The sequence below is a fragment of the Dialister succinatiphilus YIT 11850 genome (assembly GCF_000242435.1).
GTDB classification, from domain to species: domain Bacteria; phylum Bacillota; class Negativicutes; order Veillonellales; family Dialisteraceae; genus Dialister; species Dialister succinatiphilus.
The window spans coordinates 177,056-195,803 of the sequence record NZ_JH591188.1 but is presented as its reverse complement, the minus strand read 5'-3'; the positions used below and the strand labels follow the sequence as shown (position 1 = coordinate 195,803).

Genomic DNA, 18,748 nt, shown 5'->3' with positions numbered 1-18,748 from the left:
TCGAAGAGATGTCTCTCTGGCTCATTCCACGGCCATACATGGCAAGGACTTTCCCTTCGATAGAGGAAACATCACGCTGGTATTTTTGGATTAACTGGGGTTCAAAAGTACCTTCCCGATCACGAGGGACTTGGATGGGTACCGTTCCCATGGAGGTCTTCAGGTTCTTCCTGGAATACCCATTTCTCGTATTCTTGGAATCCTCAGGGGTGCTGCCGTTCTTGGGATAGCCTAAATGGTTATCCAATTCACCCTTAAGAGCTGCTTCAAACAATGGTCCAAAGACATTCTTTAAGGCGGACTGCATCTCTTCGACAGTGGTCGGTTTGTAGGTTTCGTAGATTTCCTGCGCGATTTTTTCGCCAGGGGTAGGGGTACGCTTTGCCATGGTAGTAACTCCTTTTCCTCTTTCTCCCCTTAAGTATGAGGCTCCCCTTAAGTATGAGGTATGAAAATATTTTGAGCAAGATTCATTTACACAAAATATTTTACACTACCTTAAAGAATGCGTTTCTCTCCTCCCTGTTACTTGCCCACCCCCATTCAGGGGGTGGGTGGTGAACGCAGTGAGCCAATCACCAGAATGCGTATCATGCCATATGACACAGAAAGTTAATCCCGTAACGCTGACTTTATGCTCATCGCTCCATAGGGCGATACCACAACCCTCGGCCCGAAGGGCCGTCAAACTTAAGAACCCTCCGGCCGTCAGGCCGGTCCATCCTAAGAACCTTTTCCTTCACAACCCTTCTACACAACCCGCGGCGCCAGCCGCGCCCCCTCTTTTCCCCACGAAAAAAAGCTGTGAAGAAAGGATTGCCCTTTCTTCACAGTCTTTTTTTTATTCGCTAAGGGAGGTGAGGTAATTTTCCAGTTCTTCCGCCAGGCGGTGGTTGCCGGTGAGGCCCGGCGCCAGGGGGATGAAGCGGAGGCTGTAGTCTTCGTCGCTTTTCCCCGGGATTTCTCTGGGGAATACGGCCCACACCTCTTTCACCGGACGGCTGTCCCGAAGGGAGGCGGTTTCGTCCAGATCCCGGTAGAAGCGGGTGTTCATGTCGCGGTAGGCGTTGAACTGGCGGCGCAGGCTGGCGCTTCTCGTTTCGTCCTGCCAGAGGAAGAGAATGTCCCGGTATTTGAAATCTGCCACCAGGGAACCGTAGTAAAGGCCGCCTTTGTAGTAGTCCAGCCGCAGGTCCGGCTGGCGGTGGGAGTTATTGGTGTACAGGGGATGGTTTTCCCTGTCCGTGTCCGCCGAGGAGGCGGGAAGGATGCCGTCGTAGGTGAGGTGTACTTCTTCCCCTTCCCGCCGGAGCTTGATTTCCGTGCCCGATTCCAGGGAGGAAAGGCGGTAGCGTCCTTCTTCCCGGATTACGGAGATCCCTTCTTCCAGTTCCCAGCCCTTGGCGGTGAGGGCTTTGATGAACTGGAGGAAGCTCCACATTTCATAAAGTTTGTCCGTCCGTTTCCACTGGAACTGGTAGAAGCTGGATACATCCAGGCTCTGGGCCGGGTCGGACAGGTTCTTGTACAGGCGGTACAGCACGCTGTACCTGGGGTCCATGAAGACGGTCATAGGCACTTCGCCTTCCGTGGCCGTCCCTGCTTCTTCAAACCAGGGCGCTCTGGATACGCGGCTTATGCTGTCTTTGATGCGGCGGGCCCGCCGGCGGTAGAGGGACAGCCGGGAAAGGGCTTTTTCCCCTGTTTTGTATTCCAGGCCCCAGGTGTATTTCCGAAGCTCTGCCTGTTTTTCCTCCAGCCGGCGGATGGGACCGTCGATTTCTTCCAGAAACTGCTGCAGAATATGGTCCAGGGCCAGAAGGATGGACTTGGCAAAACGATTTTCTTCCACGTCCCTGGTGATTTCCGTGCGAAGGGCCGGCATGCGCTCTGCCCCGGGCCGTTCTTTCACATGCTGCGGCCGGATGTGGGGGTCCGGGCGCCGTCCTTCTTCCTGCCGTATCTGCTTGAGCCGGAGCACCATGCGGGCATTGGCGGTATGGGACAGTTCGTCCAGCACGCTCAGCACCACCGACGATTCACTGCTGATGGTATAGAAACGGAGAAGCATGGAGGTGTTTAATCCCAGGGCTCCTTCTAGGGCTTTGGAAATATGGATATTCTTTTTCATGAAATCGAAGGACAGCGTCCTGATTTCATCGGTCAGTTCGTCCCGCATATCCTGCCAGCTCTGCTTGCCCATGTACTTGGGCGTGATTTCCATGAGGCCGTACCAGCTTCTGCCGCCGCCTTCCACCGTAAGCACATAGTACCCCGGCACCAGGGGAAAGTCCTGTCCCTCGAAGAGAAGGAGGGGCTGGTCCTGCCGCCGGAAAGGGGCAATGTAGGTCTGGCCGTTTTCTCTTTCCTCGCCGGGAATGGTGACCACGTCCAGGCCGTCCATAGTGAAGCGGAAGCCCCGGGGTGCGTCGAAGCGGATGTAAATGTCCTGGTTTTCCGTGAAGGTCAGGCCCGGCGCCCGGTCTTCGGCCAGCTCTTCCGGGTTGTCGGTGAAGCGGTTGAAATAGCGCACTCCCTTGTCCCAGCCGCCGGAGAAGGTGAGGGTGAAGGGAAGTTTAGATGGTGTAATCATAGAGTTTCAGCTCCCTGGCTTTTTCCTCCAGTACCTTCCGGGCAGCAGTGAAGGAGGACAGGCGGCTGAACCGTTCCAGCACCTCCGGGAGGGAGCCCGTCAGTTCCCCTTTGTCGCTGGTGGATACCAGGGCCGCCAGCTGCTGGGCGGAGCCCCGCAGTTTGGTGAGAATGCGCTGCACCACCTGGGCATCCAGTCCTTCTTCCCTGGTAAAGGAAAGGCCCTGGGGAATATTTTCCAGATACCGTCCCATCTGGCAGGCAATGCGGAAACCGATGCCGCACTGGATGCCGCTCTTGTGGAAGGCATCGTTCAGGGCGTCCAGAAGATCCAGCTCTTCTTCCTTAAGGCCCAGGCCCTCATGGACACAGAAGCTCTCGAACAGGGAGGCCGGCATTTCGGGCCACTCTGTTTTTTCTTTCTTTCCCAGAGACAGAAGGTCATGGAACCGTCCCTGATGGAGGGTAATCACATTGGCCCGGTCCAGGATTTTATCAGAAAAGTGGTAGGTGGATTCGTCCACGTTCACCGTGCCGGTGAAGAGGACGTTCCTGCCGATGGGGATTTCCGCCGGATAGGCGTCGCCGTTGTAGAGTTTGGCCCGAAGGCTGGGATTGTAGAGGCGGATTACCGGATTTTCTTCCTTTTCCAGCACCGAAATGAACTGGGCAAAGTAGTGCTCTGCCCGGGCCAGGTTCATTTCATCAAAGCAGATGAGGAACATTTCATCGGGATGGGCGGCAGCATTGATGAGGAGCTCCGCCAGTCCCGTATCGGCACTGCGGTACACCATGTTCTTCATGTCCACATAGCCCAGAATGTCGCCATCGTCCATCCAGGAAGGGCGTACGGCCAGGAAACGGACCCGGCTTTCCGGCAGTCCCAGGGCCCGGCCGTAGAGGCGCACCAGTCCCGATTTCCCGGTGCCGCTCATGCCGGCCAGAATGGTGAGGCGGGAGGATTTCAGGGAAATATGGAAATTGATGAGGTCATCCTTGTCATAGAGAAAGCCTGACCGGTCGGCCGTTTCAGACAGCCTTTCCAGGAATCCCGCTTCGCTCAGGGTATCCTGCTCCTCCGAGGTGATTTCCTCTTCCCCGCTGCTCACAGGCTCCCCGTCTTCCCGGGATATGAAGCTCTGAATGATCTTATCTACATCTTCCGGGCTGAACCTTTTTTCTCCATTCTCTTCACTGCCAAGGGTGATGGGTTCGCCGTCGGCAAAGGGGTTCACCAGCACGCCGCTGTCTGCCAGAAGGTCGCCGCCAGAAGGCACAGGCTTCAGCTTCAGCCGGAGATCCGGAATGAATTCCTCCGGCACATACCAGAGGGGCGAATGGGTGCAGCGGAGGATATGGGAGAAAAGCTCCGAATTTTTGAAATCCACCACGCCGTAGCCCAGGGGACCGTTATTCTTCACATGGAAATAAGCGCCCCCTTCGCCGATGACGGTGGAGTCAAAGGCATCATCATAGAGCGGTGCAAACACCACCCAGGGCCCCAGCTTCCCCTCAAAATTCTTCGTAGCCGCCACGATGACCCGGGGCTGCACATCATTGTTCCAGTATTTCTTGGACAGTCCCGGCAGCGGCTTTCCGGTGAGGATATGGCTGCAGAACTTGTTGATATCTCCGGAAAAAGGCGGCTGGTCCACAGTGCCGAAGGCAGGGATGGGATAAAAATGGCTGTCCACATCCATGAAGGACGTGGTGCCTTCCAGCTGCATATCATCGAGCACAAAGAATTTATTATTTCTGATGGCCGGCGTAAAGGTGACGAAGGCATCGCCAAAAACGGTCTTCAGGTAATGCAGGGCATCGGCCTCATTGGCAAAGGCATTGTATCCGCAGCCGATGCGGCTCATGAAACCGGTAAACCCGTGCTTTTCCGAATCCTCAAATCCCCGGGGCAGCGGAGAGAGAGGGTCCACAAAAAAACGATAATCCTTCATCCCCGGCTGGGGTGTGGACAGCTTCACGCCGGGACGCACCCGCCCCAGCACCTTGCCGTCAGCCTGCCGAAGAGCAAAAAAAGAACTATCGCCATTTCCATAATTTGAGTTATAACTCCCCATATTCAATTTCCTTCTTTCCCGGGCAGCCCCTTTCCCAGGCATGGCTCTTTATGACACCATAAAGTTTGATTTCCCGAAAAGACTGCCTTCTTAAAATTCTGTACGAAAAATCTTTCGTATCAACCCATGGAGGAAACCTCCGGCGAAATGAGAAAGTCCCGTCATTTCGCGCCTTTGCGGCTTACACTTCTTTGACCCCTAAAACTCTTAGGGATTCTTTATATTTTAACATATAAGAAAGAGGGAGAAAAGAAAATAAAGCAAGGATGAACCCCTGTGTTACAGGCAAAGAAAAAAACGAAGGAAGAGCCCCTCTCTTCCTCCGTTCTCCTACTTCCATTCATCCCATTGATTCGGGAAAATCAGGGCCAGCACCGTTCCCATGACCAGGATGACGTACTTGATGCCCGAGGGCATGAAAAGGTCCGCAATGATGTACATGAGAATCACCACCGCCGAAAGCTCCCGGCCCCGGGGATAGACCCGGTACCGCTGTATCCAGGAAGCTCCCAGAATCACATTGGCCGCAAGGGTCATGCAAAGCTGGATGGCCCCGATGAGGATGAGATTTTTGGCAAAATCCAGCCGCAGGAGATAGACCCCTGTCATGAGGAGGATGGAAAGCACCACCGCTCCCGCCGCCAGAGGCAGCCGCTTCAGGAAGGCCTTCCGGGAAATGGGACGCCGCACATCAAGGGCCGTCTTCTTATAGGTCAGAAAAGCGATAATCAGGGCGGACAGCACATACTCCGCCGTAAAGAACAGATTGGAATCGTAAGGTGTCAATGGTTTATCCTTTCAAGAAATTCATTCATCCGCCAGGGCTTCATCATTGTCCGGAGGAAGCTCTGTTTGTCCCGCCTGCCGGATATACCGGGCGATTTCGATGAGATTGCCGTCGGGATCCCGAAGATAAATGCTCTTCATGGGCCCTCTGGCGCCATGACGGTCCACCACATCCGTAATCACCGGCGCCCCCTTCGCCAGAAGCTCGGACCGCACCTTCTCTATGGGCGTCTCCGTTATGATGCAGAGATCGATGCTGCCGGACACGGGATAAGCCGCCGCCGGCTGGAACTCTCCGGGCCGCTGGTGGATATTGATTTTGCAGTTTCCAAACAGAAGGGCATATCGTCCCTTGTCAAAAACCACGGTCATGTCCAGGAAATCCCGATAAAAATGAAGGCACTCCTCCAGGTGGCTGGTGGTGAGAACAATATGATCAAAATTTTTCAGTTTCATAGCGCAGAAACGCTCCTTGCTCCGTAAATTTTATAAATATACTATATTCTATCTGTTTAGGAAGGATTAGTCAAAAGGCGCCGCCGGAATGGCAGGCGCCGTCATGACTCTCCCCCATAGTCCCCTGTGGAGGTCCTGCATAGGACCTCCAAGTGGGGCGAAGTAAGGCCGAGGAGAACGATGGTGAGTTTCATTAGTATGTTTAACCTCGTACACCCTTTTGCCACTACGTGGCATTTCCCCTCAAGGGGAAACGAGAAATTCAGAGGCGCTTTCCTTTTGCCGCCCCACCGAACTGCGGGGGGATGGCAAGGGAACTTGATTTGCAAGGAGCCGTAGGCAACTGAGAATCAAGTGACACGCTTCCCACCGGGCAAGGTGGCAGCGCCAGCTGCCAAGGGGGGAGCCGCCGGAATCATAAGCGCCGTCATGACGCCCCCCCCATAGTGCCCCTGCAGGCAGGTGGAACAGAGGCATGGAAAAAGGGACCTCCGAAGAGATCCCCCATGGCAGACAATGGATGATAATAATGACAATGAATCGGATATCCCTATTTGGCCAGGGCGTCTTTCCCGCCTGCAATACCGGGATGGGTCATTTCATAGGGCGAGAGGATGCGGGTCATGGCTTCTTTGGTGACCAGCTGCTTCTTCAGAATGATTTCACGCACCGGTTCGCCGGTGGTGTAGGCCTCTCTGGCAGTGGCAGCGCATTTTTCGTAGCCGATATGGGGCAGCAGGGCTGTGATGACGCCGACGCTGTGGTCCACCCAGTACTGGCACTGTTCTCTATTGGCTTTCATGGTTTTCAGCAGCTTTTCATTGAAGGTGTTCACCGCATTGGTGAGGAAGCGGAAGGAGTTGAAAATGTTGAAGGCAATCACCGGTTCCATGACGTTCAGCTCCAGCTGGCCGTTTTCTACAGCCATGCTGATGGCCAGATCGTTGCCGATGACCTGGTAGCAGGTCTGGTCAAGCACCTCTGCAATCACCGGGTTTACCTTGCCCGGCATGATGGAGGAGCCGGGCTGACGGGCTTCCAGCTTGATTTCATTGAGGCCGCAGCGGGGGCCGGAGGCCATGAGGCGGATATCATTGGCCATTTTGATGAGGGACAGAGCTGTCACCTTGAGGGCGCAAGATACATCGGCATAGCAGTCGGTGTTGTTGGTGGCATCGATCAGGTTCGGCGCCGTTTCAAACCGGAATCCCGTGATTTCCGACAGGGTATAGGGGAAAAGCTTGATGTATTCCGGTTCTGCATTGAGGCCGGTGCCTACAGCAGTGCCGCCCATGTTCAAATCCTTCAGGGCCTCCAGGGAGCGGATGATCCTTGCCATGCCCCGGCGTACCATGGAAGCGTAGGCATTCATTTCCTCGCCCAGGGTAATGGGCACAGCGTCCTGGAGATGGGTGCGGCCCATTTTCAGCACATCCTGGAATTCCTTTCCCTTCGCCTCAAAGCCCTCTGCCAGCCGTTCCAGCGCATCCGTGAGAGCCACCGCCTTGTGGCAGAGGCATACCTTGATGGAAGTGGGGAATACGTCGTTGGTGGACTGGGCCATATTGGCATGGTTATTGGGCGAAATGATATCATAGCGGCCCTTTTCATAGCCAAGAATTTCAAGAGCCCGGTTGCACAGAACCTCATTCATATTCATGTTGATGGAAGTACCTGCGCCGCCCTGGATGGGGTCCAGAGGAAACTGGTCCAGCATTTTGCCGTCCATGATTTCATCAGCAGCCTGGATAATGGCTTCTCCAATGGTCTTGTCCATGCGGCCGGTCTTCAGGTTGGTGAGGCAGGACGCCTTTTTCACGGAAGCCATGGACTTGATGAAATCCGGATCCAGATGAGCTCCGGTAATCTGGAAATTTTCCTTAGCCCTCATGGTCTGAACCCCATAGTAAACTTCATCAGGTACTAATTTTTCTCCCAGAAAATCATGTTCCTTGCGCATTTTTAAATTCCTTTCCATGCAGATTCTGCAATAATACAAAATTTTGAAAAATAAGTTCAATGCAATCGGAATACTCAAATCTATTACTTAAAATCATGCCTATGACCAAAAGCGGCGGGGAAGCCTGTCCCCCCGGAAGGCCTCCCCGCCACGTAAAAAGGCGTCTGATAAAAAGCATATCAGACGCCTTTGCCAGTCATATTCACTTTGAAGAAGAAAGCCTTACGGTTCCTTCATCTGTGGCTAAGTGTACACCTGTCACTGAAATCTGTCAAGTGGTATCTCCGATTATGTATGAGAACAGAAAAAATGATAAACTATAAATAATCAGAGTTTTCATGGCCCGCCGCCGGAAAGGAGTTCCTATGAATACATCCCCCATACCGCTTGCTGAATTTTCCAGGGAAGAAGGCCTCATTTCACCTGATTTTGAGCACCTTCCCCTTACGCTGCCCCGCCGCTGCCTCATGGCTTTTCTGGGAGAAAAACGGATTGCCGCCTTTGCAGAAAAGAGAGGCGGAAAGGTGCTGGGCACCTTCCTCTCCCTCACCAAGCCCTTTCCCCTCTATGAAGTCCCCGGAGAAAAAGAGCCCCTCCTTCTGGTACAGGCGCCTGCCGGCGCCCCGGCGGCAGTGCTCATCGAAGACCGCCTCTTTGCCTACGGCGCAGAAAAAGTGCTGGCCATCGGCTGCTGCGGCTCCCTTGCCGACATTCCGGAAAACTGCTTCTTCCCCATCGAAAAGGCCCTCCGGGACGAAGGCACCTCCTACCACTACCTGCCGCCATCCCGCTTCATTGAGCTGGACAAAGAGCCCCTTCTTCACCTGAAGGACTATTTCCGAAAGAAAAACCTTCCCTTCTCCCCTGCCGTCACCTGGACCAGCGACGGCTTCTTCCGGGAGACAGAAGAAAAAATCCGGCGCCGCCGCCAGGAAGGCTGCAGCCTGGTGGACATGGAAGCCAGCGCCCTGGCCGCCTGCGCCAGATACAGAGGAAAGGAATTTGCGGAAATCATGTTCACCGCCGACACCCTCTCCTCCCTCACCCACGACCAGCGCCGCTGGGGAAAAGAAAGCCGGAACGCCGCCCTCCTGCTGGGCATGGAAGCGCTGGAGGAAATCTAAAGGGGCTGCCCTGGCAGAGGGTCCAGAGAGTGGCCGCAGCGTATGATGGTGCAATGATAACAGCCGCTTCGCAGCCAATGCGCCCATTTCCCAGCATCCATGGTCCCACCGCTTCAGCGGGGAAAAGTTGGCAGCACAGCTGCCAAAAGGGCCTGCCAGGACGATTCTCTGCCAGAGCGGCAGGCAGCCTGCCATCCTATGGCGGACATCAAAAAGGCTGTGAAACCATTCAGATTTCACAGCCTTTTTGATGTCATCATCCCAGGTCTTTCAGCAGGTCATCCACATGGGATGGGGCCTTGACCTTTCTGTATTCCTTCACCAGATTCCCTTCTTCGTCGATGATGAAGGTGGATCTTTCGATGCCCATATACTTTCTGCCGTACATGCTCTTTTCCTTGAGCACGCCGTAAAGGTTCACCACTTTCTCTTCTCCGTCTGAAAGGAGGGGGAAGTTCAGTTCATTTTTATCCCGGAAATTGCAGTGCTTTCTGACAGAGTCCCGGCTCACGCCGACGACTGCATATCCCAGGGCTTTGAAGTCTGCCAGGTGGTCCCGGAAGGCCTTGGCCTCCAGGGTGCAGCCCGAGGTATTGTCCTTGGGATAGAAATAGAGAATCACCTTCTGTCCTTTGAAGTCATGAAGGGATACCTCTTTCCCTTCGTCGGAAGGAAGGGTAAAGTCCGGTGCCGGTTTTCCAATTTCAAGTGCCATATAGTCCTCCTTTAAAAGAATGAGCTCTTTGTGAATCATTCTGTTAATTCGATTTCTTTCAATATAGTACCACAAAACAGATTTTTCTGAAAGTCTTTTCCATCATAAAAGCGGCAGCCCGGAAGGCGCCGCTTTTTTCATTTCTATTGTATTCCGGAAAGAACCATTTCCTTCCTGCCTTACATGAGTCCTCTCACCAGAATAATGAGGATGAGAAGAGGCAGCACATACTTGAAATAGGGACGAATCCAGCGGGGCATCTTCAAGCCTTCACCAGTATTCACTTCCTTCAGATAATTGTCAAAGCCCCAGCCGTATTTGGTAACGCAGAAGAGGGCGAAAATGATGGAGCCCAGAGGAAGGATCAGGCTGCTGACGATGAAGTCCTCCGTATCCAGAATGCCCCGGCTGCCCAGGATATGCACGTCGGACCACAGATTGAAGCCCAGCACGCAGGGAATGCTGCCGAAGAAAACCAGGGGCAGCAGCACCAGCACCGCCTTTTTGCGGCTCCAGCCGAAATTGTCCATGCAGTTGCCGATGAGAGCTTCAAACACCGCCGTTACCGTAGAGAAGCTGGCAAAGGTCATGAACACAAAGAAAAGGGAGCCCCAGAGCTGACCCATGGGCATATGGATGAAAATATTGGGCAGGGTTACGAAAATCAGGGACGGTCCCTCCGACGGCTCCACGCCGAAAGCAAAGCAGGCCGGAAATATGATCATCCCTGCCAGAAGAGCCACGAAGGTATCCAGCGCCGTAATCCGCACCGCTTCTCCGGTGAGCGCATGGTCACGGCTCATGTAGCTGGCAAAGATTTCCATGGACCCCTGGCCCACGGACAGGGTAAAGAAGGCCTGGTTCATGGCTGCTGCCGCCACATTGCCGATGCCCGCTTCCACAGCCCGGTTCCAGTCAGGCAGAAGATAAAACTCCAGCCCCTTTCCGGCTCCCGGCAGAAGGATGCTGTTCACCGCCAGAATCACGATGAGTCCCAGAAGGCCCAGCATCATGCACTTCGTCACCTTTTCCAGACTTTTGGCTACGCCGCCGGCGCATACCAGGAATCCCACCAGCACATTGATACCCATGAAAATCACCATTTCCACAGGATCCGCCACCATGCTGTCAAAGGCTTTCGCCACCTCCTGCGGCGAAAGGCCGTGGAAGGAGCCATCCAGAAAACGGACAAAATAATCTACCATCCACCCGGAAATGGTGGTGTAGTACACCATGAGGATAAAGCTCCCCAGAAGGCACACCCAGCCATGGATATGCCACCAGCTGCCCTTGGGCTCCAGGGCCTGAAACCCCCGAAGGACGCTCTTGTGACTGGCCCGGCCTACGGCCAGCTCCATGGTCACCACTGGTATGCCCAGTAAAAGCAGAAATACCAGGTAAAACAGGACAAACACGGCACCGCCGTATTCCCCGGTAATATAGGGGAATTTCCACACATTCCCGATGCCGATGGCGCAGCCTGCACTGACCAGGATGAATCCCAGCCGAGACTTAAAGCTGTCTCTTTCTTCCATTCTTCTTTCCTCCCATTTCCAGATTCTGCAGGAAGATACCCCATCCTGCCGGAAAAGTGAATTTCACGCGCGAAAAAACTCCCTCTCCCATTTCTTGGCAGAAAGAGGGCCGGCTCCTTTACCGGCATGAAATACACATACTTTTATATTATACAACAGGTTCTTGAAAAGGAAAAGACGCCCTTCTTCCATACAGAAAGCCCTCACCGCACTCAGAGTCTCCCCTCTTTCCGAAAAGAAAGGAACAGAGCAAGGAACTGCAGGAGGGAAAGGAAAAGGAGTACCAGTAACGCTTCAGCGGTCCCCAAGGCGGTGGCCCGGGCGAAATCCCCGGCCCCATCTGTCTGGGCGGCAGACACAATGGCCGCAGCCACGGCAGTGCCCACGGCACCGGAAAGCTGCTGGGCCGTGTTGCAGATGGCGTTGCCGTCAGGCTTCATGGATCTGTCCAGCACCGAAAGGCTGTAGGTCAGAATATTTCCTACCGACATCCCCTGGCCGGCAGCAAAGAAAAGGTAACAAACCGTCAGAATCCCGGTAGACGCAAAAGGCAGGGCGGCGTTGAACAAAACCATGGACAGGATGAGAAACATACTTCCCAGAAGCACCGGACGCCTGGCACCGAAGCGGTCATAAATCCGGCCCGACAGGGGAGCAAAAAGGGCGCCCAGCAAACAGCCGGGCAGAAGGATGCAGCCGGCGGCGAAGGCATTTTCCCCGGTCACAATCTGGGAAAAACAGGGGAGCAAAAATCCCAGAGCCAGGCACAGGAACTGGAGCAGTGACAGCCCCAGCGCCCCCAGCACGAAAGGCCTGTTTTTCAAAGCCCCCATATGGAGAAGCGGCCGTTTCCCCTGATTTGCCAATTTCTTCTCTTCCTTCCGGAAAAGGAAAAGAGCCAGTAGAAAACCGGCAAAAAGAAGGGCCGCCGTAAAAGTGATGCTCCCATGGCCCAGCTCCGTGCAGCCCAGAAGAAGACAGGTGAAGGAAAGGGCCAGGTACAGAAGGCCCATGGCATCAAAGGAAGGCCGGCGAAGATTGGAAGACTGCCGCACCGACAGACCGCCCAGCACAAAGGAAAGAAGAAGCAGCGGAAGCACGGCCCAGAAAATCATGCGCCAGCCGAAAAGGCTTACAATGTATCCGCCAATGGAAGGCCCCACCGCCGGCGCCAGAGCGCAGACCAGCATGGCCGCCCCCACCATGAACCCCAGCCGGTTAAGAGGCGCCTGGTCCATAATGATATTAAACATGAGCGGCAGCGCAATGCCTGTGCCTGCCCCCTGAAGAATCCGACCCAGAAGGAGCAGCAGGAAATCCGGCGACCAGGCCCCCAGAAGCGTGCCCAGAATGAAAAGGCCCGAGGCCGTGAGAAAAAGCCTCTTCATCAAAAACCGCTCCTTCAAGTATCCCGACAGCGGAATCACCACCGCCAGCACCAGGAGATAGCCTGTGGTAATCCACTGCACCAGGGCCGTGGAAACGGAAAACTCCTTCATGAGAGAAGGAAAGGTAACATTCATGGCCGTTTCAATGACCACGCCGGTAAAAGAAAGAATGCCTGCGGCAATGATGGAAAAAACAAGCTTCCTGTCCAGGCGGCGTTCAAACTGCATAGTACGGCTTCCTTTCAAATAGAGTTTTGGGACACACCTTCGGTGTGAGGGTTGACGGGGCTGCGCCCCGAGGGTTGTGGAAAAGGGTTCTTAGGATTGACCGGCCTGAGGGCCGGAGGGTTCTTAAGTTTGACGGCCCTTCGGGCCGAGGGTTGTGGTATCGCTATGGGGCCGCAGAGCGGCCCGGGTTCAGAAGGTTCAGAGGGTTCGGCCTGCCTTTGGCAGGCTGGTTCAGAGGGTGGCGGATTGCCGCTCTGCGGTGCACAGCGAACACATTTTGAAGGAGCGCTAGCGACGCGCAAAATGTAGTGAGTCGTTTCCCCTTTAGGGGCAATGCTTATAAAATCAGCGTTACGGGATTGGCTTTCTATGTTATATAGCATGAAAAGCATTCTGCTGATTGGCTCGCTGCGCTCGCCTCCCCCTTTCCGGCTGCGCCGGACTTCCCCCTGTTCAGGGGGCAGAATAGGTTTCTACGCTTTCCTGCAGAGACATGGCTCCATGGCTAAGCACCCATAGTGCCCCCGCTTGCGGGGGAAAGGTGGTGGCGCCAGCCACCAAAGGGGGAATGCATTTCCACGCCCGCAGGGCGGTTGTATGGTTTTCGCCGCCAAAGGCGGTATAAAAAATGGCGCCGGAGGCGCCGTACCTCGCCAGCGCAGCGATACTATATAACTCCCGAGGGCGAGAGCCCTCAACCCGCCTGTAAGGCGAAGCCGATCACAGGCAGAACCCTTGGCGCCTAGGGCCAAAGGCCCGGCGGCGCCATCAACCCTCACGCCCGTAAGGGCGTGTCAACCTTCGGGAATACTGGAAAGCACCGCCCAGGTCCCGGTCCCGATCCCGACCGCGCCGAGAGGCGCCTGAACCCTCAAGCCACAGCCGATAGCGGATGGCCGACTTGGGCCTCATCGTCTGCCCGTCACCCAGGGCATCCTTCTGCATCTATTTATTTTAGATAACTAACGACGTCTCTTAGTATACACTGATTCCAAATAAAGGGGAAGCAGTTTTTATATTCTATAAAAAAACACGGCCTGCGCCGCGTTTTTTTTGGGGATTATTCAAAAGAGCTATGATTAGCCCGGGCTTTCAGGAGGATTTCCTTGACCTGGTGAATGGTGTCTACCATGTTCTTTACATGCTCCTCCGGTATGTCTTCCATCTGCTCACAGAGCCAGCCCTGGAAATGATTTACATAGACATCATAATAGTGATTTCCCAAATCCGTCAGTTTCAAGATATATACCCTTCTGTCATTCCGGCTCTGCCTCTTCTTCACCACTCCCATGTCGCAGAGCTCATTCACCAGCTTTGTAATGGAGGGCATGGTACCGTTCATGGCAGATGCCACATCACTGACCCGGACAATCCCCTTTTCCTCGTAAATAATATGAATACACCGGATAATACGGATGTGCCGGGGCTTTAACCGTTCCGGCAGATTCGGCAGAATCTCACAGATTCTGCGAGCCTCATGACAGGCATCCAAAAATTGTCTGGTTAAATCATTGTTCATGGCAATCCCTCTGTTCCTACTCAATGATTCGAGATAAAAATCTGTTTATCCTTTAATTTAAAGTATACCACAATTCAATTTCCTATGAAATCCGTACTGTCATATATATGCAAATAAGAATCACATGCACGAATGCAGGCTGCCGATAGAGAAATGGGTGTCTGATGCCCATGGCCCCCATGAAGGACTTCCTCATGGCATACAGGAAACTTCCATCGCCCAGGACACGAAACGTCAGCCGGCAGATGGCAGATCGTCAGACAGCGCCAGCCCCCTTCTGCCGCCTGCAGATGCCCCTCTTCCTCTGTGGAAAATCCCGTCCCTCTCTCGCAGCGAGACAATCAAACGCCGCAGCGCCGTCCACCCACAAGGAGCAGAAAAAGCCTTTCCCCTGCTTTGAGGAAGGCTTTTTACTAAAAATATGTGAGAGGAAACCGCCTGGCAGCCCTTCCTGCTTCATTTGACCCTGTAATCATCACCGAAAGCCGCAAAGCCGCCAAGGATTGGCGGCTTTGCAGCGTCACAGAAAGGATGTGCATATGACATGGAATTCATACGCACCAGGCGCCTCATTGCGGGGGGATAGCCCGCTGACCGGCACCTGTCATTATAGGCTGCGCATAAGCTATACGGTTATGCGCTATGTTTTAATTTTATCATAGGCTTGAGGAACCTGTCTATGACATCTTGAAACTATGGCCTATTTCCCCTGTCTCTTGAAACACCAGCCATCCTCAGGCCTTTCATTCCAGCCATACTCCATGCTCTCTGCCAAGGAAAGGGCCCTTTCCCGGCCAAACCGATCCGCCACAAATCCCAGGGCCATATCTATTCCGGCAGACACGCCGGCAGCAGTGTAGAACTTCCCGTCCCTCGTCCAGCGGGCATCCCGCTGCCAGAGCACCTTTTTCCCCATGGACATGGTCCAGTCAAAGGCCTTCTTATTTCCTGTGGCATGAAGCCCGTCCAAAAGCCCTGCTGCCGCCGCCAGGGCAGAACCGGTGCACACCGTCATCACAAGCGTTGATGCCAGAGCCGCCTTACGAAGGGCAGCAAGAAAATCATCCTGCAGCACCAGCTGCCGGCTTCCCATACCGCCGGGAATGAGAAGGATATCACCGGGTCCCGGAGAAGACAGCGCCTCCGTCATCACCACCAGGCCCTTCTCATTGGACACCGGACCGCCGGAAAGAGAAGCATACCGGATTTCATAGCCGGGAAGCCTCCCCAGCACCTCCAGCGGCCCCAGCGCATCCAAAGCGGTGAAATCATGATAAAGCAGAGCCGTAATTCGTTTCATAAAAAGTACCTCAACATTTCCGATAAACGCCCCGACTCACAAATCGGATAAGCCCCCGGTCCCTGAGCATCTGCAGCTGCTGCCGAATCTTAGCACGGATATTGTGATTATCGGGATGAAGAATGGCGAGCCTTTCCTCAAAGCGGTACATATCGGACAGCGTAAACTCTATGCTTCCGATTTCCTCCATGCAGCGGAACACGTCCATGAGCCAGCCCCGGGAAGACAGATTCATGTCCCCCAGGAAGGACGTGCTCCTGTACTGCCGGCACACCTCCTCCTTATCTGCCACCAGGCCGCCGCGGATGATGGCAATGCGCCCCCAGGAGGGCACCTCATCCAGCAGGATGCTGCATCCCGTCCACCCGGCCCTCCGGGCTGTGGCGGCCAGGGGTTTCCTCTTTTCAATGAGACTGTCCACAAAGAAATGCTTCGGCACAATGAGGAAATCCTTCACCCTGCCCAGGTCCAGATCGTAGGCCATGAAAAGGAAATCGGGATTATTGGATTCATGAATCCGCCGGATCATGGTGTCATAGGCACCGTCCGCAATGGTGCGCCCCAAAGCGCCCCGCTGGGCCTTGGACTCAAAAATTTCCCCGCACTGGGGGCAGGCAAAATCCGCCACCGGCCGATTCGCCTTCAAATGTTCCAGATGACCGGAGCCGCAGCGGGGGCAGTACATATTCCGCTCCACCCAGTCCTCCGTCACCACCCGGGCCCTTTGGGAATGGCTGGTATAAGCCGCCGCCAGAGACATATCAAGACAGGTATCCATAAAAGCCCTCCTTTTCCTTCATTATAAAAGAAGAGATACACCTGTCAATCTGCCTTTTCCTCTTCCAGAACCTGAAATCTCACTTCCACCAGATTTCCCGGCTCCAGCACCCACTTTCCCTGCCGATACAGCCGCCGAGCCTCCTCCAGCGCTTCCTCTTCATTCTCCGCCTCCAGAGTCAACTCCTCAGAAACCGTTTCTTCAATGATAATGGTATATTTCATAACTGTTCACCTCTTCGAATCATCACCCGCCCTGCTTCACCACGATCTTATGATCTGCCGTGGGAAAAAGCAAAGATCAGAAAAGCATAACCGAACAGGACAATCAAAAAAGTCTTCCCCCACGGAAAGACTTTTCTTGATCAATCGCTATGAAATAAGATATCCCACGCAAAAAACTCCCGATTCGTCCCATGCTGATGCGCGGTAGGGCTCAGGCCTTCTGTTTCGATGAATCGGCCAGGGGCAGCCGCCGGAGCGGAATGTCTGTGTCGTCAAGGAAAAGCAGGTATAGCCTTATTGCCACCAGGATGTCTAGCAGGTCATCCTCAGGAGTTTTTATGGAGTTTTGGCGCGCCGGAGAGGTGAAATTCATGAAGGCTCCGTCCCTTTCCTCCCCGCTTCCATGGATTGTGCACCGCGGTGATTGGAAAGGCCTTCGCCAGGCCTTTTCGCCTCTCTGATGACATAGTCTGATAAAGAAGAAAGGCGTATCAAGCAGGGGGAGTATTCGCCTTCCAGGCACAAAAGGGTACGGCTTCGACGCAGGCTGCAGCCGCCTTCCTCCTGGTGTTTAATACCTTGTATCCTCCTTGCTTCATGTGGTGAAATTCTTCACTGCGTTCAGGATGACCTGTCAGCAGGAAGGCCCATGCGGTAAGCAGTCAGCGGATAGCGGCCAGCAGTCTCATTATCTCCGCAATGTATCAAAAAAGCCCCGGATTTTCCAGGGCTTTTCTTTATTTCATAGGATGATATTTCTCGTACACATAGTACAGCTTGTCTGCCATGAAGGCCAGAGGTTCGCTGCATTCCAGAATATCGGACCAGTAGGAGGGGATGAAGCTTCTTCCGAAGCGGACGCCTTCCAGGGCGCCGGTGATGGCGGCGGTGGTGTTGCTCTTGCCGGAGTGGTTGGCCGAGATAATGAGAGCATCCAGCGGTTCGTCGATGGCCAGGGTACAGTAGACGGCAATGGCCAGGGCTTCTTCGGCGTTTTCGCCGCTCCCCAGGGAGGCAATGCTGTCGATGTGGTCCCAGGTGCCGGTTTTACCGGCAGGGTGATTGTTTGCCTGTTCCTCGGCCGCTCCCAGAAGGGAGAGGATGGGGTCTGTCTTGTGGACTTTGCCCAAAAGGGTTTCTGCCCGTTCCAGTGCTTTGGGCAGGGTGAGGCCATAGGCCAGACAGGAAATCATGGCTGCCAGACCGCCGGCGGCGTAGTAGCCTACGGGGTCGGAGTGGGAGAGGGCTGCCGCTTTGACGCCTTCGTCAAAAGCAGCTTTGCTGTCTCCTGCAAAAATAAGTCCGATGGGAATGGCCCTTGCCAGGGCGGCGCTCCCTCTGCAGTCGTTGACTTTAACTTTCGTGGAGCCTTTCACATCTTTGGAAAAGGCACCTAAAAGGCCTTCCTCCGGATTCCGGCGGGCATGCATGAATTTTTCTCTAACAAGGCAGAATTCCCGTTCATGGGGCTGCCGCCTCATCCAGGTCCTCTGCCCCCGGCGGGGTTCTTCCCCGGTCTGACTGTAGTACCATCGCATGTATCCGCGGTAAATGCCGTCCACCAGGTCTAATTTCTTGGCATCAGCCCATAGAATCCCATCTATGGTGGCCAGTATCATCTGTGTGTTGTCTGAAATCGGCGCCTTCCTGCCATTTCTGGCATCCCGCACCAGGGTGCGGAGACCGAAGGGGCCGAATCTGCGCTGTATGCGCCCCACAGAGAAATTCTGCAGGGGATAGCCCAGGGCATCCCCGCAGGCACTTCCATGCAGTGCCCCGCGAAACTTCTCTATATCCGCCATGTTTTCCTCCTTTTCTCCAGTTTGGCGCCGCCTGCCTCTCCATGGGCGGGGAAATCATTCTCCTCTTTTCTTTCCTTCGGGAAAATAAAAGTTTCTGTAAATCAATTCACTTCACAGAAACTTTTAGAAAAATAATGAGCAGAACGGCCTACTCCTGATTTTTATCCTTTTAAATATATTATAGCATAATTTCGTAAGAGAAATGTAGAAAAAGTAGGAAATAAGGGCCGCTTTGCGGCCCGGGTGCATAGGGTTCAGATTGGACG

At 54.2% G+C, this 18,748-nt stretch carries 15 protein-coding genes; 1 reads left to right on the top strand and 14 read right to left on the bottom strand.

Features of this window, described 5'->3' with window-relative positions; translation table 11 throughout:
* The 6 genes from HMPREF9453_RS06235 to HMPREF9453_RS06210 form a co-directional block, all read right to left on the bottom strand.
* Nucleotides 1-388, bottom strand: a 388-nt coding sequence (locus HMPREF9453_RS06235) for an IS256 family transposase (RefSeq protein WP_008859712.1), incomplete at its 3' end; no start/stop codon positions are given.
* 453 nt (nucleotides 389-841) lie between these two features.
* A complete protein-coding gene (locus HMPREF9453_RS06230) occupies nucleotides 842-2,593 on the bottom strand; it encodes a DUF2357 domain-containing protein (RefSeq protein ID WP_008859711.1) in 1,752 nt (583 codons plus the stop codon).
* On the bottom strand, nucleotides 2,577-4,667 hold the full coding sequence (locus HMPREF9453_RS06225) for an McrB family protein (RefSeq protein WP_008859710.1): 2,091 nt from the start codon (nucleotides 4,665-4,667) through the stop codon (nucleotides 2,577-2,579). Before HMPREF9453_RS06225 ends, HMPREF9453_RS06230 begins: the two co-directional genes overlap by 17 nt.
* A 330-nt stretch (nucleotides 4,668-4,997) precedes the next feature.
* Nucleotides 4,998-5,453: a hypothetical protein gene (locus tag HMPREF9453_RS06220; RefSeq protein ID WP_008859709.1), complete on the bottom strand. Its 456-nt coding sequence runs from the start codon at nucleotides 5,451-5,453 to the stop codon at nucleotides 4,998-5,000.
* A gap of 21 nt (nucleotides 5,454-5,474) precedes the next feature.
* Nucleotides 5,475-5,909, bottom strand: coding sequence for a VOC family protein (locus HMPREF9453_RS06215; RefSeq protein WP_008859708.1), 435 nt, complete (start codon nucleotides 5,907-5,909; stop codon nucleotides 5,475-5,477).
* Between the two features lie 550 nt (nucleotides 5,910-6,459).
* Nucleotides 6,460-7,869 carry an aspartate ammonia-lyase gene (locus HMPREF9453_RS06210; protein ID WP_008859707.1) on the bottom strand — a complete coding sequence of 470 codons (1,410 nt, stop codon included), beginning with the start codon at nucleotides 7,867-7,869 and terminating at the stop codon, nucleotides 6,460-6,462.
* 365 nt (nucleotides 7,870-8,234) lie between these two features.
* Here HMPREF9453_RS06210 and HMPREF9453_RS06200 point away from each other — a divergent pair, with 365 nt between their 5' ends.
* A complete protein-coding gene (locus tag HMPREF9453_RS06200) occupies nucleotides 8,235-8,993 on the top strand; it encodes a nucleoside phosphorylase (protein WP_008859706.1) in 759 nt (252 codons plus the stop codon).
* A 256-nt stretch (nucleotides 8,994-9,249) separates the two neighbouring features.
* On the opposite strand, the gene bcp is transcribed toward HMPREF9453_RS06200, so the two are convergent.
* The 8 genes from bcp to HMPREF9453_RS06155 form a co-directional block, all read right to left on the bottom strand.
* On the bottom strand, nucleotides 9,250-9,708 hold the full coding sequence (bcp, locus tag HMPREF9453_RS06195) for a thioredoxin-dependent thiol peroxidase (protein WP_008859705.1): 459 nt from the start codon (nucleotides 9,706-9,708) through the stop codon (nucleotides 9,250-9,252).
* Between the two features lie 179 nt (nucleotides 9,709-9,887).
* Nucleotides 9,888-11,243: a sodium-dependent transporter gene (locus HMPREF9453_RS06190; protein WP_008859704.1), complete on the bottom strand. Its 1,356-nt coding sequence runs from the start codon at nucleotides 11,241-11,243 to the stop codon at nucleotides 9,888-9,890.
* Nucleotides 11,244-11,455: 212 nt separating this feature from the next.
* On the bottom strand, nucleotides 11,456-12,859 hold the full coding sequence (locus tag HMPREF9453_RS06185; protein ID WP_008859703.1) for an MFS transporter: 1,404 nt from the start codon (nucleotides 12,857-12,859) through the stop codon (nucleotides 11,456-11,458).
* 1,060 nt (nucleotides 12,860-13,919) lie between these two features.
* The gene (locus HMPREF9453_RS11065; RefSeq protein WP_008859702.1) at nucleotides 13,920-14,378 is read right to left on the bottom strand and encodes a MarR family winged helix-turn-helix transcriptional regulator; all 459 of its coding nucleotides are present in this window, start codon (nucleotides 14,376-14,378) and stop codon (nucleotides 13,920-13,922) included.
* Between the two features lie 700 nt (nucleotides 14,379-15,078).
* Nucleotides 15,079-15,678, bottom strand: a complete 600-nt coding sequence (locus HMPREF9453_RS06170) for a DJ-1/PfpI family protein (RefSeq protein ID WP_008859701.1) — start codon at nucleotides 15,676-15,678, stop codon at nucleotides 15,079-15,081.
* Nucleotides 15,679-15,688: 10 nt separating this feature from the next.
* Complete coding sequence (locus HMPREF9453_RS06165) at nucleotides 15,689-16,456, bottom strand: DpnI domain-containing protein (protein ID WP_008859700.1); 768 nt, start codon at nucleotides 16,454-16,456, stop codon at nucleotides 15,689-15,691.
* A 44-nt stretch (nucleotides 16,457-16,500) separates the two neighbouring features.
* Nucleotides 16,501-16,680 carry a DpnD/PcfM family protein gene (locus HMPREF9453_RS06160; protein ID WP_008859699.1) on the bottom strand — a complete coding sequence of 60 codons (180 nt, stop codon included), beginning with the start codon at nucleotides 16,678-16,680 and terminating at the stop codon, nucleotides 16,501-16,503.
* A 737-nt stretch (nucleotides 16,681-17,417) separates the two neighbouring features.
* The gene (locus HMPREF9453_RS06155) at nucleotides 17,418-18,482 is read right to left on the bottom strand and encodes an ADP-ribosylglycohydrolase family protein (protein ID WP_008859697.1); all 1,065 of its coding nucleotides are present in this window, start codon (nucleotides 18,480-18,482) and stop codon (nucleotides 17,418-17,420) included.
* Nucleotides 18,483-18,748: the final 266 nt, after the last annotated feature.